The following is a 21,052-nucleotide window of genomic DNA, read 5'->3' as shown; positions in this document are numbered from 1 at the left end:
ACACTGACTGTGTTCACAAATTCAGATGTGCAAATACAGTCAAATGTGGGAGGGGGCTTGCTCCCGATGAAGGCGCCGCGGTGTATCAGTTACTGCGCAGTAGGCCCTACTTCACGCATCGGCTTGCCACGAACCGGCGCATCGCCTGCCACGTAGTAGTCGGCGGTGCTGCGCGGCAGTGGCTTGCGGCCACGGATCTTGTCGGCGATTTTTTCGGCGATCATGATCGTCGGCGCGTTCAGGTTACCGGTGGTGATGATCGGCATGATCGACGCATCGACTACACGCAGACCCTGCATGCCATGCACGCGGCCTTCGCCATCCACTACGGCCATCTCGTCGGTGCCCATCTTGCACGAGCAGGACGGGTGGAACGCGGTTTCGGCGTGCTCGCGGATGAACTTGTCGAGCTGCTCATCGGTTTGCACTTCAATACCCGGGCTGATTTCGCGGCCACGGTATTGATCCAGTGCCGGCTGCTGCATGATTTCACGGGTCAGGCGGATGCCATCGCGAAACTCCTGCCAGTCCTGCTCGGTGGCCATGTAGTTGAAGAGGATGCTCGGGTAGTCCCGTGGGTTCTTCGACTTCAGTTGCACGCGGCCACGGCTTGGCGAACGCATGGAGCCCATGTGTGCCTGGAAACCGTGCTCTTTCACACCGTTGCTGCCGTTGTAGTTAATCGCGACCGGCAGGAAGTGGTACTGGATGTTCGGCCATTCGAATTCCGGACGCGAACGGATAAAACCGCCGGCTTCGAACTGGTTGCTGGCGCCAATGCCAGTGCCGTTGAACAGCCACTCGGCACCGATGGCTGGCTGGTTGTACCAGAGCAGCGATGGGTACAGCGACACCGGCTGGGTGCACGCATATTGCAGGTACAGTTCAAGGTGATCCTGCAGGTTTTCGCCGACGCCCGGCAGGTCGTGGACCACCGGGATGTCGAGGCTTTCCAGCAGCTTGGCCGGGCCGACACCGGAGCGTTGCAACAACTGCGGCGAAGCGATTGCACCGCTGCACACCAATACTTCTTTACGCGCACGGGCTTCAACGCGCTCTTCGGCGGCACCGATCAGGTAGCGCACGCCAACGGCACGCTTGCCTTCGAACAACACTTTGTCGGTAAGGGCATGGGTGACGATGGTCAGGGTCGAACGCTTTTTAGCCGTGTCCAGGTAACCGCGTGCGGTGCTGGCGCGACGGCCATTCGGCGTGACGGTACGGTCCATCGGGCCGAAGCCTTCTTGCTGGTAACCGTTCAAGTCTTCGGTACGCGGGTAACCGGCTTGTACGCCGGCTTCGACCATGGCGTGGAACAACGGGTTGTTGCCCGCTTTCGGCGTAGTCACGCTGACCGGGCCTTCGCCACCGTGGTAGTCGTTCGGGCCAATATCGCGGGTTTCTGCCTTGCGGAAATACGGCAGGCAATCGAGGTAGGTCCAGTCTTCCAGACCGGGCAGCTTCGACCAGTTGTCATAGTCCATGGCATTGCCACGGATATAGCACATGCCGTTGATCAGCGAAGAACCACCCAGGCCCTTGCCGCGCCCGCATTCCATCCGGCGGCCGTCCATGTGGGGCTCAGGATCGGTTTCGTAGGCCCAGTTGTAGCGGCGGCCTTGCAGCGGGAAAGCCAGGGCGGCGGGCATCTGGGTACGGAAGTCGAGGCGGTAGTCCGGGCCACCGGCCTCCAGCAGCAAAACGGTGACGCCTTCGTCTTCGGTCAGACGGGTCGCCAGGGTGTTACCGGCGGAGCCGGCACCCACAATGATGTAATCGTATTCTTGGGACATTGGATGCACCCTCTTTGAAGTCTAGTCAGGTCGGGCCTCATCGGGAGCAAGCCCCCTCCCACATTTGATCGGGTTCACACAGTCAAAGGTGGGAGGGGGCTTGCCCCCGATGGCGGCCTTACAGGCAATACAAGGCTCGGGTGTTAGAACACCGAGGCGTAATCGCCCAGCTCAACCTGTACCGATTTGATGCGGGTGAAGTTGTTCAGCGAGCTGATCCCGTTCTCACGGCCCACACCGGATTGCTTGTAGCCACCGACCGGCATCTTGGCGTCGGACTCGCCCCAGGCGTTGATCCAGCAGATACCCGCTTCCAGTTGATGAATCACGCGGTGGGCGCGGTTCAGGTCCTTGGTCACCAGGCCGGCAGCCAGACCGAAGTCGGTGTCGTTGGCGCGACGGATCACTTCTTCTTCGGTCTCGTAGGTGAGGATGCTCATCACTGGGCCGAAGATTTCTTCACGCACGATGGTCATCTCATCGGTGCAGTCGGTGAACACGGTCGGAGCCACGAAGGCGCCTTTGGCGAAGTCGCCGTCGGTCAGGCGATCGCCGCCGCACAGCAGGCGGGCGCCTTCTTCCTTACCTTTGGCGATGTAGCCCAGCACGCTTTCCATGTGGGCGAAGCTGACCAGCGGGCCGAAGTTGGTGTTGTCGTCCTGCGGGTCGCCGACACGGATGCGCGCAACGCGCTCGACAATCTTGGCTTCAAACGCAGCTTGCAGATGCTTGGGCACGAACACACGAGTGCCGTTGGTGCAGACCTGGCCGGAGCTGTAGAAGTTGGCCATCATCGCGATATCGGCGGCGCGATCCAGGTCGGCGTCTTCGAACACGATCAGTGGCGACTTGCCGCCCAGTTCCATGGTCACTTCCTTGAGCGACGAGCTCGAGGCGCTGGCCATGACTTTCTTGCCGGTGTCGGTGCCGCCGGTGAACGAGACTTTCTCGATGCGCGGGTGCTCGGTCAACCAGGTGCCGACTTCACGGCCGCTGCCGGTCAGTACGTTGAACACGCCAGCCGGAACGCCGGCTTCGGTGTAGATCTCGGCCAGTTTCAGGGTGGTCAGCGAGGTGACTTCGCTTGGCTTGAAGATCATCGCGTTGCCTGCGGCCAGGGCCGGGGCGGATTTCCACAGGGCGATCTGGATCGGGTAGTTCCACGCGCCGATACCGGCGACTACACCCAGCGGCTCGCGGCGAGTGTAGACGAAGGAGGTGTCGCGCAGCGGGATCTGCTCGCCTTCGATGGCTGGCACCAGGCCTGCGTAGTATTCCAGCACGTCGGCGCCGGTGACGATGTCGACGTACTTGGTTTCGGAGAAGGCTTTACCGGTGTCCAGTGTTTCCAGGGCGGCCAGTTCATCGTTGCGCTCGCGCAGGATGTCGACAGCACGACGCAGGATGCGCGAACGCTCCATGGCGGTCATGGCAGCCCAGATTTTCTGGCCCTTTTCAGCGCTGACCACGGCACGCTCGACGTCTTCTTTCGTGGCGCGTTGCACTTGGGCGAGAACTTCACCGTTAGCCGGGTTGATGGCTTCGAAGGTGGCATCGCTGCCAGCGTCGCTGTAGCCGCCGTCAATGTAGAGTTTTTGCAGGTCGAAACGGGCCATAAAGTCCTCGCAAGTGCATAAGTGGTTGGCGTTACCCGCCGTACAGTGGGCCATGGAGTTGTGGCAACACTGAGCGGCGGACGTTCAGGGGTTGAGCGTTTATAAGTGCTCTAACTCACCTGCTTGGCCAATTGGAAATCCATGTATTCGTAAGCGATCCGTTGCGCTTGCTCCGTGTCGAAAGCGTCTCCCGACAGGGCGCCGCGCAACCACAAACCGTCGATCAAAGCCGCCAGGCCGCGGGCTGCGCTGCGTGCCTCGGGTAACGGCATCGCACGGCGGAACTGGCAACACAGGTTGGAATACAGACGGTGATCGTTGATCCGCTGCAACCTGTGCAATGACGGGTGGTGCATGCTGGTGGCCCAGAAGGCCAGCCAGGTTTTCATTGCCGGGCCATTGACCTGGCTGGCGTCGAAGTTGCCTTCGATGATCACCTGAAGGTGTGCCCGTGGGCTGTCTTCCTTCAAGGCACGCCTGCGTTCGTGGACGTTCTCGATCAACGCATTCATCAGGTAGCGCATGGTCGCTGCGATCAGGCCGTTCTTGTCCTGAAAGTAGTGACTGATGATGCCGTTCGAGACGCCGGCCAGCCGCGCAATCAGCGCAATGCTGGCATCTCCCATTCCGACCTGATCGATGGCCGTCAAGGTGGCTTCGATCAACTGCTGGCGGCGTATGGGTTGCATACCGACCTTGGGCATGTAGCACCTCTCCTTAGGCCTGCCGATGGGCGATCCACGTCCGTCGGCTTGAGGGCCAGTCTATTTTGTTTTGATTGAACGTTCAATCAACAAAGAATAAGATCTGCGACAAATGGTCGCTGCCTACAGATATTTCCTACCTGCGAGCTGCAACCTCTGACACCTGCAAAAACCCTTGAAACAGGCCACTTCAGAGCCTGATCACCGCTTCGGCGGGCTCAAGAATTTTCGGGGTGTCTTTATAACACCCGTCCGTCGACTGCCGAAAAATCGATGTCCCGGGATAACCGTTGCCTTGTGTTTCTCTCTCGCACTGCCTGGAGCATCTGCGCCATGAGTTCTGCCTCTCTTATAAAGACCCCGCCGGAAAAGGTCCGGGTCAACGGTTGGGTGTTCTACACCTCCACCGCGCTGATTCTGATATTGACCGCCATTCTGATCATCGCCCCGCAGGAGGCCGGGCGCCTGCTCGGCGTAGCCCAGGCGTGGCTGTCGAAAAGCTTCGGCTGGTACTACATGGTGGTTATCGCCGCCTACCTGGTGTTTGTGGTCGGCCTGGCGTTTTCGTCCTACGGGAAATTGAAACTGGGTAGTAAGGACGACACCCCGGACTTCAGCTACGGCGCCTGGGCCGGCATGTTGTTCTCGTCGGGCATCGGCATTTCGCTGTTGTATTTCGGTGCGTCCGAGCCGCTGGACCACTACTTCAACCCGCCCGAAGGCGCAGCGGCCAGCAATGGCGCGGCACGCCAGGCGCTGCAACTGACCTTTCTGCACTGGGGCCTGCACGGCTGGGCGATCTATGCCCTGGTCGGTTTGGCCGTGGCGTACTTTGCCTACCGCCATAACCAGCCGCTGGCCTTGCGTTCGGCGCTGTACCCATTGGTGGGCGAGCGTTGGGTGAAGGGCGCGGCCGGCCATGCGGTAGACGGTTTCGGCATGTTCGTCACCTTGCTGGGGCTGGTGACCAACCTGGGTATCGGCTCGATGCAGGTGTCGTCGGGGTTGGAAAACCTGTTCGGCATGGAGCACAGCAACACTAACTTGCTGATCGTGATCATCGTGATGAGCACCGTAGCGACCATCGCTGCTGTATCGGGCGTGGAGAACGGCATTCGCCGCCTGTCCAACCTCAATATCGTGCTGTTCAGCGGCTTGCTGATCTTCGTGCTGCTGTTCGGCCCGACCCTGCACCTGCTCAACGGCCTGGTGCAGAACACCGGCGATTACCTCAACGGCATCATTCTGAAAACCTTCGACCTGTATGTGTACGAAGGCGACGCCGACAAGACCGAGCGCTGGATGGGCCTGTGGACCCTGTTCTACTGGGCCTGGTGGATTTCCTGGGCGCCATTTGTGGGCATGTTCATCGCGCGTATTTCCCGTGGCCGTACCGTGCGTGAACTGGTGGCGGGCGTACTGCTTATCCCGCTGGGCTTTACCCTGGCGTGGCTGTCGATCTTCGGTAACTCGGCCCTGGACCTGGTGTTGAACCACGGGGCGGTGGAGTTGGGCAAGACGGCTCTGGAGCAGCCGTCCATGGCCATCTACCAACTGCTTGAGCATTACCCAGCATCGAAAATTGTTATCGGCGTATCGATCTTCGTGGGCTTTGTGTTGTTCCTGACCCCGGCGGATTCCGGCGCGGTGATGATGGCCAATCTGTCCTGCAAAGGCGGCAATGTGGACGAAGATGCGCCGCACTGGTTGCGGATCTTCTGGTCGGCGGTCATTACGCTGGTGACGATCGGTCTGTTGTTTGCCGGCAACTTCGAAGCCATGCAAACCATGGTAGTGCTGGCAGGGCTGCCGTTCTCGGTGGTGCTGATCTTCTTTATGTTCGGTTTGCACAAGGCGATGCGCCAGGACGTGGCCATCGAACAGGAGCAGGCGCAACTGGCTGAACGCGGGCGTCGTGGGTTCAGCGAGCGCTTGACGGCGCTGGACCTGCAACCGAGCCAGGCCACCGTGCAACGCTTTATGGACAAGCACGTAACGCCGGCGCTGGAAGAAGCGGCGGTTGCGCTGCGTGAGCAAGGTTTGGAAGTGCAGACACTGCTGGGCAAATCCAAGCGCTGCATTGGTGTGCGCATCGAGATGGAAGAGGGCAACCCGTTTGTCTACGAAGTGAGCCTGGATGCTTACTCGTCGGCGCCGGCTGACTTGCCTGAAGAAGAGCGCACCCGTTATTACCGTGCCGAGGTGTACCTGCACAACGGGCCTCAGGAATACGACCTGATGGGCTTCACCCAGGAACAGATCACCCGGGATGTGCTCGATCAGTTTGAAAGCCATCGGCAGCTCCTTGGCCGTGTCTATAGCTGATAGTCGAAGCCTGGTGGTGCTTTGAATGTGGGAGGGGGCAAGCCCCCTTCCACATTTTGCTTTGCAGTGTTTGCTAGCCCAGGTTCTTGCCTAAGAGGGCATGGTAGAGCTCACTGTCACCCAAGATCCCCACCACCTTGTTGTTGTCATGCAACACCAGCTTGTTCCCCGTCTGGTAGCGAATCTGCAACGCATCGCGCATACCGATGTTGGAGTCCACCAGCGTCGGTACCCGGCCCAGACCTTCCACCGCTTGCCCCGGCGCCCAATTCTGCAGGTTCATCGCCACGCCATTCTGGCGTGCGCCCTGGATGGTGTTGCCTTCGGCCAGGTCCAGCCACGAGTCACCACCCGGATCAAGGCACACCGAACCGTTCACGCGCTTGCAGTTGTCCAGCGTGCGCATCAGGCTGCGTCCGCACAGCACGTTCAGTGGGTTGGTGTGGGCGACGAAGGTGCGTACATAGTCGTCCGCCGGGTTCAGCACGATCTCTTCCGGCACGCTGTACTGGATGATCTTGCCGTCTTTCATGATCGCGATACGGCTGCCCAGTTTCAGCGCTTCATCCAGGTCGTGGCTGACGAACACGATGGTCTTGCTCAACTTGCGTTGCAGCTCCAGCAGCTCATCCTGCAAACCTTGGCGAATCAGCGGGTCGAGGGCCGAGAAGGGTTCGTCCATCAGCAGGATATCGGCGTCCATCGCCAGGGCGCGGGCCAGGCCGACGCGTTGCTGCATACCGCCGGACAGCTCATCGGGCTTCTTGTTGCGCCATTGGCTCAGGCCCACCAGTTCAAGCTTTTCATCCACCAGCGTGCGCCGTTCCTTCTCCGGACGGCCCTGCATTTCCAGGCCGAAGCTGATGTTCTCGCGTACCGTCAGCCAAGGCATCAGGGCGAACTTCTGGAACACCATGGCGATGCGTTTGGTGCGCATCATTTTCAACTCGGCGGGGGTGCAGGAGGCGATGTCGATCTGGCGACCTTCATGCTCTACAAACAGTTGGCCACGGCTGACGGTGTTGAGGCCGTTGATGCAGCGCAGCAGGCTTGACTTGCCGGAACCCGACAAGCCCATCAGCACACAGATCTCGCCTTTCTCGATATCCAGGCTGGCCTTTTCAACGCCGACAATCTGCCCGGTCTTCTTCAGAATTTCGTTACGGCTCATGCCCTGGTCCAGCAGCTTGAGCGCTTCGCGTGGGTCTTTGGAAAAGATCACGTCGACATTGTCGAATCGGATAATGCTCATGCATCACCCCCTACTTTAGCGTCGGGTTGTTTGCAGATACGGTCGAGCATGATGGCCAGCAAGACGATCGCCAGGCCCGCTTCAAAGCCCAGGGCGATGTCAGCGGTGTTCAGTGCGTTGACCACCGGCTTGCCGAGGCCGTCGGCACCCACCAGGGCGGCGATCACCACCATCGACAACGACAGCATGATGCATTGGGTAATGCCGGCGGCGATGCTCGGCATGGCGTGGGGCAACTCGATGCGCGAGAGTAACTGGCGGCGCGAGCAGCCAAAGGCTTTACCGGCGTCCATCAGCTCTTGCGGCACATCGCGGATACCTAGGTAGGTCAGGCGGATCGGCGCGGCAATCGCGAACACCACCGTGGAAATCAGCCCGGGCACCACACCCAGCCCGAAGAGGGTCAGGGTAGGGATGAGGTAGACGAAGGTCGGTACGGTCTGCATCAGATCGAGCACCGGCCGCATCATGGTGTAGAACATCGGCTTGTGCGCGGCAACAATACCCAGCGGCACGCCGATGACCACGCAGACCAGGGTGGCGAACAGCACCTGCGCGAGGGTTTCCATGGTTTCCTGCCAGTACCCCAGGTTGAGGATCAGCAGGAAGGAGGCAATGACAAACACCGTCAGGCCCCATTTGCGTTGAATAAAGTGAGCCAGCAGCGCAATCAGACCGATCAATGCCAGCGGATTGAACCAGGTCAGCGCAAACGTCACGCCGTGGATCATCGTTTCCAGTGTCGATGCGATTGCGTCGAAATAGTTGGCACCGTGTTGGGTCAACCAGTCGACGAAGGCAGCGATGTACTGGCCTAGAGGGATTTTCTGTTCAGTCAGCATGGTAGTGAATGTCCACATGCGAAGGGGAAAACATCCCGGGCCAGCGCACCGGCCCGGGGTCAGCGGGTGCTATTTGGCGAGGTAAGCTTTGACGGCATCGAGCCCTGGTTTGCCATCGACGGTGGTGACACCGGCGAGCCAGGTGTCGAGCACTTGGGGGTTCTTTTGCAGCCAGGCCTTGGCGGCAGCATCGGCCTTCATCTTGTCGTCCAGGACGTTACCCATCAGGGTGCTTTCCATGTCCAGCGTGAACACCAGGTTTTTCAGCAACTGGCCGACGTTGCTGCATTCCTGGGTGTAGCCCTTGCGGGTGTTGGTGTAGATGGTGGCCTGGCCATAGTTGGGGCCGAACGAATCGTCGCCGCCGGTCAGGTACTTCATCTTGAAGCGGGTGTTCATCGGGTGCGGTTCCCAGCCGAGGAACACAATGGCCTGGTTGCGCTTGGAGGCGCGTTCAACCTGGGAGAGCATCCCGGCTTCGCTGGACTCGACCACCTTGAAGCCGGCGGTCTTGAGACCGAAGGCGTCTTTGTCGATCAGTGTCTGGATAGTGCGGTTGCCGTCGTTGCCCGGCTCGATACCGTAGATCTTGCCGCCCAGCTCATCCTTGAATTTGTCGATATCGGCGAAGTCTTTCAGGCCTTTGTCGTACAGCGCCTGTGGGACCGCCAGGGTGTACTTGGCGTTTTCCAGGTTGGCGCGCACGGTTTCCACGGTGCCGGCATCACGGTACTGCTTGATGTCGTTTTCCATGGTCGGCATCCAGTTGCCGAGGAAGATGTCCATGTTCTTGCCGTCGGCCAGGGACTTGTAGGTCACCGGTACCGAAATCATCGTGGTGCGCGGCTTGTAGCCCAGGCCCTTGAGGATTTCGCTGGTGGTCGCGGTGGTGACGGTGATGTCGGTCCAGCCGACATCGGAGAAGTTGACGGTCTTGCACTGTTCCGGTTCTGCGGCGTGTGCCATGACGGGCAGACTCAGCATGGCGGCCAACAACAACGAGGGTGAACCTTTCATCGGGGTAGACTCCTGTGTCTTTTCTGGCGGCATTCGCCGCGCTTTATAAGTGTTGCGGTTGGAGCGTGCGACAACAGCTCTGGCGCGATGCCTTGCAAACGAGTCGAGACTGATCATGTACCAGTGAAAATCTGACGCCTACAGGGGGCGTCGTATCCAGTACAGGGAGGGTCGCATCCAGTACCGATGACGTCGCTTACAGCTTTTTCCCAAGGTAAAACTGCTGTTTTTACCCATCTGCACCGCAAAAAACGGCCAAAACAGGCGTTCGCACGCGAGCGACGCTGGTGAGCATGGATGCGTCGGTGTGAGACGCCGAGGCGAGCAACAAAAGCTTGATGATGCCGCCATCTGGGCGATCTGAGCGTAGCACCTCGTTCAAGCCCGACCCGCGCTTATCGAGGAGTTACACGTTAATGGCTATCAGCGTTTTCGACCTGTTCAAGATCGGCATCGGGCCTTCGAGTTCTCACACTGTGGGCCCCATGCGCGCCGCGGCGTTGTTCGTGCAGGCGTTGCGTGAGCGTGAACTGTTGGAACGGGTTCGGCGTGTCGAAGTGCAACTGTACGGCTCGTTGTCTGCCACTGGCATCGGCCATGGCAGTGACACCGCAACCATCATGGGCCTGATGGGCGAGTGGCCGGACGCAATCGACCCCTCGCAAATCGGCGTACGCATTCAGACCTTGCGTGAAACCGACACCCTGTTGCTGGACAGCCGTTTGCCGGTGCCATTTGTGTGGGCGCGGGACATGCGCTTGCTCGACGAGAACCTGCCGTTCCACCCCAACGCCATGACCCTGGTGGTATGGGGTGATGACGGCGAACTGCATCGCGATACCTACTATTCGGTCGGCGGCGGCTTTGTGGTGGATGAGGCCCAGGCCCAAAGCGGCGTGGCCGATATGGACCGCACCGAATTGCCTTACGATTTTTCCAGTGCGGTGGAGCTGTTGCAGCTGTGCAAGACCCACAACCTGCGCGTCGCCGAACTGATGCTGGCGAACGAAAAGACTTGGCGCTCCGAAGAAGAAATCCGCAGCGGCCTGATGAAACTCTGGCGCGCCATGCAGGATTGCGTGGAGCAGGGCCTCAAGCACGAAGGCATCCTGCCCGGCGGCCTCAATGTGCGCCGTCGCGCCGCCAAGTTGCATCGCAGTTTGCAAGAGCTGGGCAAACCCAATGTGATCGGCTCGACCTTGAGCGCCATGGAGTGGGTCAACCTGTTCGCCCTTGCGGTCAACGAAGAAAACGCCGCCGGTGGGCGCATGGTGACGGCGCCGACCAATGGCGCGGCGGGGATCATCCCGGCAGTGCTGCACTACTTCATGAAGTTCAGTGAGGAGGTCACCGAAGCCAACGTGGTCGACTATATGCTCGGCGCGGCGGCGGTAGGTATCTTGTGCAAGAAGAACGCTTCGATCTCCGGTGCTGAAGTCGGCTGTCAGGGTGAAGTAGGCTCGGCTTGCGCGATGGCCGCAGCTGGCTTGGCGGAGATTCTAGGTGCCACGCCGGAGCAGGTGTGCAACGCCGCTGAAATCGGCCTGGAACATAACCTCGGCCTGACCTGCGACCCGGTCGGCGGCCTGGTACAGGTGCCGTGTATCGAGCGCAATGCGATTGCGGCGGTGAAGGCCATCAACGCGGCGCAAATGGCCCTGCGTGGCGACGGCCAGCACTTTATCTCCCTGGACCGGGTGATCCGCACCATGCGTGATACCGGGGCCGATATGCATGACAAGTACAAAGAGACATCACGCGGTGGGTTGGCGGTGAGTGCGGTTGAGTGCTGAGACCCAGTCGCCTGCATCGGGGCTTGCCCCCTCCCACACTTGATTTGTGAACACCTTCAAAATGTGGGAGGGGGCTTGCCCCCGATAGCAATAGTGCAGACACAATTGCTCATAAAGTGAACACCAGATTAAAAAACGCCACCTTTTAGCGCGTCGCAAACAGATAAGTAGCTACCAAACGATTTCCCTCTCGTCACCTGCGCATTGTGCTTTGGGTGACAGACATGTCCTACGCCCGCAAAGCGCCTTCCCACAAGTGCTACCGATTTGCTCACACGCTTTGAGTAGCACCCTTCTCACGTCATATCCCGCACCCCACGTGCGGGCTTATATAGACGCATCAACAGGTCGTTTTCAGGAGTTATTGAATAGCCATTCAATTTTAGGCACGGCATTTGCTCTATCAATTCAAAGCCTCTCCTTTTCAGGGAGCGCGCAATAACAAGAGCCTCGCCTGAGGCCATCACCCGCTTTGTGTGAGGAGATACCGCGATGACGTCGTTCAACTCCGGGGGCCAACCCCAGAACCGTGCGCCTCAATCCATCGGCTTTCTGCTGCTGGACAATTTCACGCTGATTTCCCTGGCTTCGGCAGTGGAACCGCTGCGTATGGCCAACCAGTTGTCCGGCCGCGAGCTGTATCGCTGGACCACTCTGAGTGTCGACGGTAACCAAGTGTGGGCCAGCGACGGTCTGCAGATCACTCCCGATGCCTCCATGCACAAAGCCCCGGCCCTGGACACCGTCATCGTGTGCGGCGGCGTGGGTATCCAACGCACTGTCACTCGTGAGCATGTGTCGTGGCTGCAAGGCCAGGCGCGCCAGTCCCGGCACCTAGGCGCGGTGTGTACCGGCAGTTGGGCCTTGGCCTGCGCGGGTTTGCTCGATGGTTTTGATTGCAGCGTGCACTGGGAATGCCTGGCGTCGATGCAGGAAGCCTTTCCGCGCGTCGCGATGAGCACGCGTCTGTTCACGCTCGACCGCAACCGCTCCACCAGCTCCGGCGGCACTGCGCCGTTGGACATGATGCTGCACCTGATCAGCCGCGACCACGGCCGTGAATTGTCGGCTGCCATCTCCGAGATGTTCGTCTACGAACGCATCCGCAACGAACAGGATCACCAGCGCGTGCCGCTCAAGCACATGCTCGGCACCAACCAGCCGAAGCTGCAGGAAATCGTCGCGCTGATGGAAGCCAACCTGGAAGAGCCGATCGACCTGGATGAACTGGCGGTGTATGTCGCCGTGTCGCGCCGCCAGTTGGAGCGGCTGTTCCAGAAATACCTGCACTGCTCGCCGTCGCGTTATTACCTCAAGCTGCGCCTGATCCGTGCACGGCAGTTGCTCAAGCAAACACCGATGTCGATCATCGAAGTGGCGTCGGTGTGCGGGTTCGTGTCGACGCCGCACTTCTCCAAGTGCTACCGCGAATACTTCGGCATACCGCCACGCGATGAACGTGTTGGCTCCAACACCACCCAGCAAGTAGCGATGATGTCGATTCCGCAGGCACTGGTGTTGTCACCGTTGTCGGGGCCGATGTCGGCGTTGAGCCAGGCCAGGAACGAGTCGACGTTTGCCAGTGTAAGGCTCTAAACCGAGTCGTCTGCATCGCAGGCAAGCCAGCTCCCACCTTGGAATGCGTTCTCCTGTGGGAGCTGGCTTGCCTGCGATAGCGGTATTTTCAGGCGCCGGAGTTCTGTTTGAATTGCATCAGCGCCGGCAACAACTGCTTGTCGATCGCCTGGCGTACCGCCGGCAAAATCGTCGCACTGCCGCTGTACATTTTTTCAACCATGCCCTTGAGCGCCTTGGCCCGCGCCTCGCTCAAACCGCGCACCGCACATTCACACGCCTGCTCGGCGGTGGTACCGCTGGATACTTCAAAACCCAGCGAGCGCAGTTGGCTCAGCAGGTCATCCTGGTCAATCAAATCCGCGTGCATCATGACGTTTATCCTGGTGTAGGGAACAGGGATTGACCTGGATTCTGGTTGGCCCCCGCTGGGTGGGCAAGAGCAGAATCGAGCAATGGCTTGGATGGCTATGAACAGGTCGTTTTCGGGTCACTTGGCAATACGGTTAATAGGCACACTGATCCCAGGCACGCAGCTTGACGGTTTGGTCACCCTCCAGATGCACAGCTCACACAAGGCCCCTCTGCCCCGATCCAGTCACGGCTGGCTCGGGGCTTTTTTTGCCGGCAAACCGATGACACGGCCAAGCAGGGCGGGCCTTGGCAGCTCGGCCTGTGCAGCGCTGATCGCGTCGAGCCGTTGCAGCGTGGCCTCGGTGAACGGTGTAGCTTGCGGCCCGGCCAGATCGACGTGCAGCAGCATCTGTTCATTGCCGGCCAGTTCCTTGTCATCGCCCACCCGGTGCAGGCTGTGATACAGGTGCAGGCGCTTGGCGTCATGGGCGATCAGTTGGGTGTGCACTTCAACCTCGGCGCCCAGTTTCACTTCGTGCAGGTAGTTCAGATGCAGCTCCAGGGTGAACAATGAGTGGCCGCTGGCTTCACGGTTGTCGCTGTCCAGGCCCAGGGTGTCCATCAGCGCGTCGGTGGCGTAGCTGAAGATCAGCAGGTAGAACGCGTCGCGCAGGTGGCCGTTGTAGTCCACCCAGTCGGGAAGGACTCGGGTGGTATAGGTGGTCAATGCGGGCATTATCGGTTCCCTTTATTCGGCGAAGGTCATGCCGTGCCGGGCCTTGGTGGTTTTCACCGCCTCAAGCACTGCCAACAGGCAATCATCACGATAGCGCTCCAGCGCCGAAATGCTGTGTTGGCCCAACTGATCGCTAGTGCCATCGACAACGTCGTCAATCAGCTTGTCGGTCAGCTCCGGTGCTGGCAGGTAGGTCCATGGCAACTGCAACGCCGGGCCGAATTGCGCCATGAAGTGCCGCATACCGGCATCACCGCCTGCCAGGGTGTAGGTGAGGAAGGTACCCATGAACGACCAGCGCAAGCCGGCGCCAAAGCGAATCGCGTCATCGATTTCGCCGGTGGTGGCCACGCCGTCATTGACCAGGTGCAGCGCCTCGCGCCACAACGCTTCGAGCAGCCGGTCGGCAATAAAACCGGGCACTTCCTTGCGCACATGCAGCGGGCGCATTCCGAGGGATTCATACACCTTGATGGCCGCCTGGATCGCTTCTGGCGCAGTGCGCTTGCCGCCCACCACCTCCACCAAGGGCAGCAGGTAAACCGGGTTGAACGGGTGGCCGACCACGCAGCGTTCCGGGTGGGTCGAACCTTCATAGAATTCGCTTGGCAACAGCCCGGACGTGCTCGAACCGATCAACGCATTCGGCTTGGCCGCCGCGCTGATCTGGCTGTGTAACTGCAGCTTGAGCTCCAGGCGTTCCGGGGCGCTTTCCTGAATGAAGTCGGCGTCCTTGACGCACTCCTCGATGGTGCTGACAAAGCGCAGCCGATGCTGGGAGGCACCCGCTGCCAGGCCTTGTTTTTCCAGCGCGCCCCAGGCATTGGCGACGCGTTTGCGCAAGGCTGCTTCGGCACCGGGGGCAGGGTCCCAGGCGACCACATCCAGGCCGTGGGCGAGGGCACGGGATACCCAACCGCTGCCGATAACACCGCTGCCCAAGGCAGCGAAGGTTTTGATGTCAGTGATAAAGCTCATTGGCACATTCCTAAAGAGTTCGGGGATCCCCTCCCACATGTTTAACCGCGTTTGGTCAGGCCCATCTTGATTCGGCCCTCGGCCGGGGTCATGACCCGCGCACCCAGCCGGCTGAGGATTTCACGGGCGCGTTCCACCAACTGGCCGTTGGTGGCGAGCACGCCTTTGTCCAGCCACAGGTTGTCTTCCAGGCCCACCCGTACATTGCCGCCCAGCAGCACCGCTTGCGCGGCCATCGGCATTTGCATGCGACCAATCCCGAACCCTGCCCACACCGCGTCGGCGGGCAGGTTGTCGACCATGGCTTTCATGGTGGTGGTGTCGGCCGGCGCGCCCCAGGGAATGCCCAGGCACAGTTGGAACAGCGGGTTATCGAGCAGCCCTTCCTTGATCATCTGCTTGGCGAACCACAGGTGGCCGGTGTCGAAAATTTCCAGCTCGGCCTTTACGCCCAGGGCCTGGATACGCTTGGCGCCGGCCCGCAGTTGCGCCGGGGTGGACACGTAAATGGTGTCGCCGTCGCCGAAGTTGAGGGTGCCGCAGTCCAGGGTGCAGATCTCCGGCAGCAGTTCCTCCACATGCGCCAGGCGGGTCAGTGGGCCGACCAGGTCAGTGTTGGGGCCGAAGTCCATCGGGTTCTCGCCGCCACCGATTTCCAGGTCGCCGCCCATGCCGGCGGTGAGGTTGACGATGATGTCGATGTCGGCCTCGCGGATGCGTTCCATCACTTCACGGTACAGGGCTACATCGCGGCTGAATTTTCCGGTGTGCGGGTCGCGCACATGGCAGTGCACCACGGTGGCGCCGGCCTTGGCGGCTTCTACTGCGGCGGCGGCAATTTGTTTGGGGGTGACCGGCACGTGCGGGCTTCTGGCGGTCGTGTCGCCAGCACCGGTGAGTGCGCAGGTGATGATGACGTCGTGGTTCATGAGGCGGTTCCTTACAGGCGTGGTGGTGCCGTTCGCGGTCGCAAGTGGCCGCGAAACGGTGATTCGGAGAAGGTTATTTGCTGGTGAGTTTCAGGTTGGCGGCCGCGGGTTTGCCATCGAACGTGGTCACGCCCTCCAGCCAGCGCTGCTGGTCTTGAGGGTGATCCTTGAGCCACTGCCTGGCGGATTCCAGGGCATCCTTGTGATCGAGCAGCGGCTGCATCATGCGGCTCTCGTCGGCGGCGGTGAACGTCAGGTTGGTCAGCAGCGTGTGCACGTTGGGGCACTGCTCGGCGTAGGTTGGCGACGTGACGGTCCATACGCTGGCCCGGCCTTCGTTCGGCCCCAGGGCGTCTTCGCTGCCGGTGAGGTAGGTCATCGCCACATTCACGTTCATCGGGTGCGGCGCCCAACCAAAGAACACCACGGCTTCCTTGCGGCGCACGGCGCGGTCCACAGCGGCCAACATGCCGGCTTCGCTGGACTCCACCAGTTGGAACTTGCCCAGGCCAAACTGGTTCTTGGCAATCATCGCCTTGATCTGGGTATTGGCACCCGAGCCGGGCTCGATGCCGTAGATCTTGCCGCCCAGCTCTTTCTCGAACCTGGCGATGTCCGCGAAGGTTTTCAGGCCCTTGTCCGCCAGATAAGTCGGCACCGCCAGGGTGGCGCGCGCGTCTTCCAGGCTGGGTTTATCCAGGACCTTGACCTGCCCGGCTTCGACAAACGGCGTAATGGTCTGGGTCATCAACGGGTTCCAGTAACCCAGGAACAGGTCCAGGCGTTGGTCGCGGATACCGGCAAAGATGATTTGCTGGGAGGCGCTGGTTTGTTTGGTCTTGTAGCCGAGGCCGTCGAGCAGCACTTGAGTCATGGCGCTGGTGGCGATCACGTCGGTCCAGTTCACCACGCCCATGCGTACGTTCTGGCATGAAGCGGCATCCGCTGCCATGGCGTTAGTGCTCAAAACGGCGCTGGCGCTGAGTGCAAGTACGCAACGGCGGATCAGTCGGTTCATGGTGGGTCCCTCGGCAGGTCGTTATTGTGGGGCCGGTGTCTTTGTGCACCGTGACGCCACGTTACGCAGCTTGGCGAACCACAAAGCGCACGACGGCGACCGGCTCTTGCACTGCAGCGACCTGTCCCCTTGAATCCGTGCATCAACGGGAGTATCACAGTGCCACGCTGCCCGCCCCACGAGAGCGCCACCATGTCCCAGGATTTCTACTTCTTGCTGATGCCGGGTTTTTCGGCCATCGGTTTTATCTCGGCCTTGGAACCGTTACGGGTCGCCAACCGCTTTCGTGGCGAGTTGTACCGCTGGCACATATTGAGTGCAGATGGCGGCGCGGTGCTGGCGAGCAACGGTATGTCGGTCAACGCCGACGCCGCGCTGGAGCCGCTGGAAAAAGGCGCCACATTATTAGTGGTGGCCGGTTTCGAGCCTTTGCAATGCTCCACCCCGGCGCTGGAGCATTGGCTGCGTCGCCTCGATCACGACGGCGTGACCTTGGGCGCCATCGACACCGGCGCCTGTGTGCTGGCCGAAGCGGGGCTGCTCGATGGCCACCGCCTGACCCTGCACTGGGAAGCCATCGACGCCTTCAAGGAAGCCTATCCGCAGTTGAGCGTGACTCAGGAACTGTTCGAGATCGACCGTCGCCGCATTACCTGCGCCGGCGGCACCGCGTCCATCGACTTGATGCTCGATCTGATCGCCCAGGCCCACGGCTCGGAACTGGCGGTCCAGGTCTCGGAGCAATTCGTGCTCGGCCGTATACGCCCACGCAAAGACCACCAGCGCATGCAGATCGCCACGCGCTACGGCATCAACAACAAGAAACTGGTGCACGTGATCGGCGAAATGGAGCAGCACACCGAACCGCCCCTGAGCACCCTGGCCCTGGCCGACGCGATCAAGGTCACACGGCGTCAGCTGGAGCGGTTGTTTCGCCTGCACCTGAACGACACGCCAAGCAACTTCTACCTCGGCCTGCGCCTGGAAAAAGCCCGCAAACTATTGCGCCAAAGCGATATGAGCGTGCTGGAAGTGAGTATTGCGTGCGGGTTTGAGTCCCCTTCGTATTTCACCAGGAGCTATCGCGCAAGGTTTGCCAAATGCCCGCGGGAGGATCGCCGGCGGGAGGTGGTTTGACGGGTAATTAGAGTCAATTATGCTGGGAACTATAATTTATAGTTCGTTCAATAATTGAGTATAAAACCATGTTCGCGCACAGCGGTTTTGTGTTCCGTCGTCCCGTCCCGTCCCGCCCCGCTGATTGCCAATGCCATTGCCACACACTTCCAATGTGGGAGGGGGCTTGCCCGCGAAGACGTCGGCCCAGCAAACATTGAGGTGTGGTGTGGCTTACTTTTTCAGCAGCGCCGAGCACGCTGCCTTGTAAGCCTCATGCTGATATTTGTTCAGCGTGGCCGGCAATTCAACGTTGTGCTTCTTGTTCTGCGCATTGATGGTTTGCGGCGACAGCAGCGTCACCTCCACCCCGTCCAGCAACTGAAAGATCCCCTCAATCTTGAACGTCGTCGGGCCCCCGGCGAACTCGCCTTTTTTACTGCGCTTTTTGATCGCGATACGGGTAATGGCGTTCGCCTGCACGAACGCCTTCACCTGGGCGGCGAAGGCTTTTACGTTGGCTGCTTCGTCGTCGTCTTCAAGGGCGATTTTCTTGGTGGCCAGGGCGATGTGGGTCAGTGCCTGGTTGTCCAGAGCGGCGAGGGCGATGATGGCTTCGCTGCCTTTGATTTCGATGCCGCAAGTAGTCATGGAATGCTCCGCGCCCCAGAAAATGCTCATGGGTAAGTTATTTATCGGGGCACATGATACCGCCAAGCTCAAACAGCTTCTTTACGGTTTCGCTCATGGGCTGCATTTGAGAGATCTCAATGTGCAATTTCAACAAACTGGCTTTCTTGATTTCTTCGTCGAGTTCATTCTGACGCTCGTTTGACTCGTGGATTTTTTTGCGCCAGCCGCTTAGGCCAAATACTGTTAGCGATGATGCGACGATGGCGTATATGACGAGGGCGATCAATGAAAGCGCCTCTCGAGCACTTACGAAGTTAAATACAAGATCGAGCGTGTCAGGATCAGCAGGTTTGTAGCCGGCCTTCAGCTCTGACTGGATTTTCAATGCCGCTGCTAAAAAATCCGGATCGCTATTTAATTTCTTTGAAAGCTGCGGGATATAGTCTTTCTCGGTGTCACCCTCTTTCAGAGCGCTGATGCGGTTTTCGAATAATCTCTGATTATGCTGGCTTGAAAAGTTGTCCAGAGACGCGTTGGTCTGTACCTCGATTCGATAATCCAGGTAAACCAATGACAGGATGGCAAACAGCGCACCGCCGAGCATCAGCAAGCCGCAAACAGCGGCAAATTTGTACAGGTTGTCGGTGGGAGGGGTAGGAAACCATTGCATTGTTCAGTACTCATCCTTGAGAGGGAAAGCATCGTTAAATTTGACGAGCGCGCAAAAGCAGCGTGGGACTTGCTTGGCCAATAGGGTGCGCAAATCACTCCTGCCCAATCGACTCCAAAAACTCCGACCGCTCATCACTCATCCGCGCCAGGCAATCATTCTGCGCAATCGCATACTCCTTGCTGCCATTGACCGCCGGGAAGGTGTCCACCGCGCAATCGGCATCGCGCAGTTTTTCCCATTTCTGCTGGGCGTCCTTCAGACGAGCGGTAATGTCGGCCAGTTTGGTCTTGTCGCTGCCGTAGGTTGAAGCCATGCGCTCCAGCAGGCCCTGATAGTTATCCTTGAGCAATTGCTCGGCGGTGGTTTTGTTGTAGGCGGCGCAGGCCAGGGTCTGTTTGTCGTTTTCGATGCCGTCGCACGGCGTGCTGTCGGTGTCTTCGGCTGCGTGAACGCCGGTTGCGATGAGTGCCAAAGCCAGGAAAATCGATTTCATTGCGCCGTCTCATATCAGGTGATGCGGAATTCTGGCTCAAGCGTAAGACAAAGAACAGCCGCCCGTCAGGCATGTCTGCACAGCCTTTGTCGTGGATTGACGCTTTCGGCAATTCCCCTGTCGTTTTTGCACCCGGCTCGGGTTGTCCCTGGGCATATGCTGGCCCCAAAGCGCCGGCAGACGATTCGGCGCATGAATCGCCAATAAGGGGACGCCTGATGAGCCCAGCCGAGTTGCACGCCGACAGCATCGTTATCGACGGTCTGATTATTGCCAAGTGGAACCGCGACCTGTTCGAAGACATGCGCAAAGGCGGCCTCACCGCCGCCAACTGCACGGTGTCGGTGTGGGAAGGCTTCCAGGCCACGATCAATAACATCGTCGCCAGCCAGACCCTGATCCGCGAGAACAGTGACCTGGTGATCCCGGTGAAAACCACCGCCGACATCCGTCGCGCCAAGGAACAGGGCAAGACCGGCATCATCTTCGGCTTCCAGAATGCCCATGCGTTTGAAGACCAGCTCGGCTATGTCGAGATCTTCAAGCAGCTCGGCGTTGGCGTGGTGCAGATGTGCTACAACACCCAGAACCTGGTGGGCACCGGCTGCTACGAGCGCGACGGCGGGTTGTCGGGCTTCGGGCGCGAAATCGTCGCCGAGATGAACCGTGTCGGCATTATGTGCGACCTGTCTCACGTCGGTTCCAAGACCAGCGAAGAAGTCATCCTCGAATCGAAAAAGCCGGTGTGCTATTCCCACTGCCTGCCGTCCGGGCTCAAGGAACACCCGCGCAACAAGTCCGATGAAGAACTCAAGTTCATCGCCGACCACGGTGGGTTTGTCGGCGTGACCATGTTCGCGCCGTTCCTGGCCAAGGGCATCGATTCGACCATCGACGACTACGCCGAAGCCATCGAATACACCATGAATATCGTCGGCGAAGACGCCATCGGCATTGGCACCGACTTCACCCAGGGGCATGGCCAGGATTTCTTTGAAATGCTTACCCATGACAAGGGCTACGCCCGCCGCCTGACCAGCTTCGGCAAGATCATCAACCCGCTGGGCATCCGCACCGTGGGTGAATTCCCCAACCTCACCGAGACCCTGCTCAAGCGTGGCCACCCCGAGCGCGTGGTACGCAAGATCATGGGCGAGAACTGGGTCAACGTCTTGAAGGACGTCTGGGGCGAATAAGCCAGACAC

General features: G+C 59.8%; 19 protein-coding genes. 5 read left to right on the top strand and 14 right to left on the bottom strand.

What is annotated here, in order from left to right; translation table 11 throughout:
- Positions 1-89 precede the first annotated feature (89 nt).
- From betA to betI, 3 genes are all read right to left on the bottom strand, one after another.
- A complete protein-coding gene (gene betA, locus E4P00_RS02790) occupies positions 90-1,793 on the bottom strand; it encodes a choline dehydrogenase (protein WP_005792174.1) in 1,704 nt (567 codons plus the stop codon).
- 143 nt (positions 1,794-1,936) lie between these two features.
- On the bottom strand, positions 1,937-3,409 hold the full coding sequence (gene betB, locus E4P00_RS02785; protein ID WP_078822527.1) for a betaine-aldehyde dehydrogenase: 1,473 nt from the start codon (positions 3,407-3,409) through the stop codon (positions 1,937-1,939).
- A gap of 110 nt (positions 3,410-3,519) precedes the next feature.
- Positions 3,520-4,113 carry a transcriptional regulator BetI gene (betI, locus tag E4P00_RS02780; RefSeq protein WP_032879040.1) on the bottom strand — a complete coding sequence of 198 codons (594 nt, stop codon included), beginning with the start codon at positions 4,111-4,113 and terminating at the stop codon, positions 3,520-3,522.
- Between the two features lie 390 nt (positions 4,114-4,503).
- On the opposite strand from betI, the gene E4P00_RS02775 reads away from it, so the two are divergent.
- On the top strand, positions 4,504-6,438 hold the full coding sequence (locus E4P00_RS02775) for a BCCT family transporter (protein WP_228309931.1): 1,935 nt from the start codon (positions 4,504-4,506) through the stop codon (positions 6,436-6,438).
- Positions 6,439-6,511: 73 nt separating this feature from the next.
- Here E4P00_RS02775 and choV read toward each other — a convergent pair whose 3' ends face one another.
- The 3 genes from choV to E4P00_RS02760 form a co-directional block, all read right to left on the bottom strand.
- A complete protein-coding gene (gene choV / locus E4P00_RS02770; protein WP_005792170.1) occupies positions 6,512-7,690 on the bottom strand; it encodes a choline ABC transporter ATP-binding protein in 1,179 nt (392 codons plus the stop codon).
- Positions 7,687-8,532: a choline ABC transporter permease subunit gene (gene choW / locus E4P00_RS02765; RefSeq protein WP_003194913.1), complete on the bottom strand. Its 846-nt coding sequence runs from the start codon at positions 8,530-8,532 to the stop codon at positions 7,687-7,689. The genes choV and choW overlap by 4 nt, the downstream gene beginning before the upstream one ends.
- A 69-nt stretch (positions 8,533-8,601) precedes the next feature.
- Complete coding sequence (locus tag E4P00_RS02760) at positions 8,602-9,549, bottom strand: choline ABC transporter substrate-binding protein (protein ID WP_248130615.1); 948 nt, start codon at positions 9,547-9,549, stop codon at positions 8,602-8,604.
- Between the two features lie 416 nt (positions 9,550-9,965).
- On the opposite strand from E4P00_RS02760, the gene E4P00_RS02755 reads away from it, so the two are divergent.
- Both E4P00_RS02755 and E4P00_RS02750 read left to right on the top strand, forming a co-directional pair.
- The gene (locus E4P00_RS02755; RefSeq protein WP_032879045.1) at positions 9,966-11,342 is read left to right on the top strand and encodes an L-serine ammonia-lyase; all 1,377 of its coding nucleotides are present in this window, start codon (positions 9,966-9,968) and stop codon (positions 11,340-11,342) included.
- Positions 11,343-11,834: 492 nt separating this feature from the next.
- Positions 11,835-12,938, top strand: coding sequence for a GlxA family transcriptional regulator (locus E4P00_RS02750; RefSeq protein WP_078822525.1), 1,104 nt, complete (start codon positions 11,835-11,837; stop codon positions 12,936-12,938).
- A gap of 88 nt (positions 12,939-13,026) precedes the next feature.
- Here the strand turns inward: E4P00_RS02750 and E4P00_RS02745 are convergent, their stop codons facing one another.
- From E4P00_RS02745 to E4P00_RS02725, 5 genes are all read right to left on the bottom strand, one after another.
- On the bottom strand, positions 13,027-13,290 hold the full coding sequence (locus E4P00_RS02745; protein ID WP_032879047.1) for a hypothetical protein: 264 nt from the start codon (positions 13,288-13,290) through the stop codon (positions 13,027-13,029).
- A 225-nt stretch (positions 13,291-13,515) separates the two neighbouring features.
- Positions 13,516-14,007: a thioesterase family protein gene (locus tag E4P00_RS02740; RefSeq protein WP_032879049.1), complete on the bottom strand. Its 492-nt coding sequence runs from the start codon at positions 14,005-14,007 to the stop codon at positions 13,516-13,518.
- Between the two features lie 12 nt (positions 14,008-14,019).
- On the bottom strand, positions 14,020-14,985 hold the full coding sequence (locus tag E4P00_RS02735; protein ID WP_078822524.1) for an L-carnitine dehydrogenase: 966 nt from the start codon (positions 14,983-14,985) through the stop codon (positions 14,020-14,022).
- Between the two features lie 41 nt (positions 14,986-15,026).
- Positions 15,027-15,914, bottom strand: a complete 888-nt coding sequence (locus E4P00_RS02730) for a 3-keto-5-aminohexanoate cleavage protein (protein ID WP_078822523.1) — start codon at positions 15,912-15,914, stop codon at positions 15,027-15,029.
- A gap of 73 nt (positions 15,915-15,987) precedes the next feature.
- The gene (locus tag E4P00_RS02725) at positions 15,988-16,932 is read right to left on the bottom strand and encodes a choline ABC transporter substrate-binding protein (RefSeq protein ID WP_248130614.1); all 945 of its coding nucleotides are present in this window, start codon (positions 16,930-16,932) and stop codon (positions 15,988-15,990) included.
- Positions 16,933-17,124: 192 nt separating this feature from the next.
- Here E4P00_RS02725 and E4P00_RS02720 point away from each other — a divergent pair, with 192 nt between their 5' ends.
- A complete protein-coding gene (locus E4P00_RS02720) occupies positions 17,125-18,069 on the top strand; it encodes a GlxA family transcriptional regulator (protein WP_005792161.1) in 945 nt (314 codons plus the stop codon).
- Positions 18,070-18,282: 213 nt separating this feature from the next.
- Here the strand turns inward: E4P00_RS02720 and E4P00_RS02715 are convergent, their stop codons facing one another.
- From E4P00_RS02715 to E4P00_RS02705, 3 genes are all read right to left on the bottom strand, one after another.
- Positions 18,283-18,699 carry a DUF3010 family protein gene (locus E4P00_RS02715; protein ID WP_216090407.1) on the bottom strand — a complete coding sequence of 139 codons (417 nt, stop codon included), beginning with the start codon at positions 18,697-18,699 and terminating at the stop codon, positions 18,283-18,285.
- 37 nt (positions 18,700-18,736) lie between these two features.
- Complete coding sequence (locus tag E4P00_RS02710; protein WP_078822520.1) at positions 18,737-19,351, bottom strand: hypothetical protein; 615 nt, start codon at positions 19,349-19,351, stop codon at positions 18,737-18,739.
- Between the two features lie 94 nt (positions 19,352-19,445).
- Positions 19,446-19,847 carry a lysozyme inhibitor LprI family protein gene (locus E4P00_RS02705; protein WP_005792155.1) on the bottom strand — a complete coding sequence of 134 codons (402 nt, stop codon included), beginning with the start codon at positions 19,845-19,847 and terminating at the stop codon, positions 19,446-19,448.
- A 218-nt stretch (positions 19,848-20,065) separates the two neighbouring features.
- Here E4P00_RS02705 and E4P00_RS02700 point away from each other — a divergent pair, with 218 nt between their 5' ends.
- On the top strand, positions 20,066-21,043 hold the full coding sequence (locus E4P00_RS02700) for a dipeptidase (protein ID WP_005792153.1): 978 nt from the start codon (positions 20,066-20,068) through the stop codon (positions 21,041-21,043).
- Positions 21,044-21,052 lie beyond the last annotated feature (9 nt).

The organism is Pseudomonas sp. B329 (assembly GCF_023127835.1).
GTDB lineage: Bacteria > Pseudomonadota > Gammaproteobacteria > Pseudomonadales > Pseudomonadaceae > Aquipseudomonas > Aquipseudomonas synxantha_A.
This window is presented reverse-complemented; position numbering and strand designations above follow the sequence as displayed.

Bases quoted from the DNA above. Each gene is read 5' to 3' on its own strand.
- betB (WP_078822527.1), bottom strand. From the start codon at position 3,409: ATGGCCCGTTTCGACCTGCAAAAACTCTACATTGACGGCGGCTACAGC.
- choV (WP_005792170.1), bottom strand. From the start codon at position 7,690: ATGAGCATTATCCGATTCGACAATGTCGACGTGATCTTTTCCAAAGAC.
- E4P00_RS02725 (WP_248130614.1), bottom strand. From the start codon at position 16,932: ATGAACCGACTGATCCGCCGTTGCGTACTTGCACTCAGCGCCAGCGCC.
- E4P00_RS02750 (WP_078822525.1), top strand. From the start codon at position 11,835: ATGACGTCGTTCAACTCCGGGGGCCAACCCCAGAACCGTGCGCCTCAA.
- E4P00_RS02745 (WP_032879047.1), bottom strand. From the start codon at position 13,290: ATGATGCACGCGGATTTGATTGACCAGGATGACCTGCTGAGCCAACTG.
- E4P00_RS02760 (WP_248130615.1), bottom strand. From the start codon at position 9,549: ATGAAAGGTTCACCCTCGTTGTTGTTGGCCGCCATGCTGAGTCTGCCC.
- E4P00_RS02740 (WP_032879049.1), bottom strand. From the start codon at position 14,007: ATGCCCGCATTGACCACCTATACCACCCGAGTCCTTCCCGACTGGGTG.
- E4P00_RS02720 (WP_005792161.1), top strand. From the start codon at position 17,125: ATGTCCCAGGATTTCTACTTCTTGCTGATGCCGGGTTTTTCGGCCATC.
- E4P00_RS02730 (WP_078822523.1), bottom strand. From the start codon at position 15,914: ATGAACCACGACGTCATCATCACCTGCGCACTCACCGGTGCTGGCGAC.
- E4P00_RS02710 (WP_078822520.1), bottom strand. From the start codon at position 19,351: ATGCAATGGTTTCCTACCCCTCCCACCGACAACCTGTACAAATTTGCC.
- E4P00_RS02705 (WP_005792155.1), bottom strand. From the start codon at position 19,847: ATGAAATCGATTTTCCTGGCTTTGGCACTCATCGCAACCGGCGTTCAC.
- E4P00_RS02700 (WP_005792153.1), top strand. From the start codon at position 20,066: ATGAGCCCAGCCGAGTTGCACGCCGACAGCATCGTTATCGACGGTCTG.
- E4P00_RS02735 (WP_078822524.1), bottom strand. From the start codon at position 14,985: ATGAGCTTTATCACTGACATCAAAACCTTCGCTGCCTTGGGCAGCGGT.
- E4P00_RS02715 (WP_216090407.1), bottom strand. From the start codon at position 18,699: ATGACTACTTGCGGCATCGAAATCAAAGGCAGCGAAGCCATCATCGCC.
- choW (WP_003194913.1), bottom strand. From the start codon at position 8,532: ATGCTGACTGAACAGAAAATCCCTCTAGGCCAGTACATCGCTGCCTTC.
- betI (WP_032879040.1), bottom strand. From the start codon at position 4,113: ATGCCCAAGGTCGGTATGCAACCCATACGCCGCCAGCAGTTGATCGAA.
- E4P00_RS02755 (WP_032879045.1), top strand. From the start codon at position 9,966: ATGGCTATCAGCGTTTTCGACCTGTTCAAGATCGGCATCGGGCCTTCG.
- betA (WP_005792174.1), bottom strand. From the start codon at position 1,793: ATGTCCCAAGAATACGATTACATCATTGTGGGTGCCGGCTCCGCCGGT.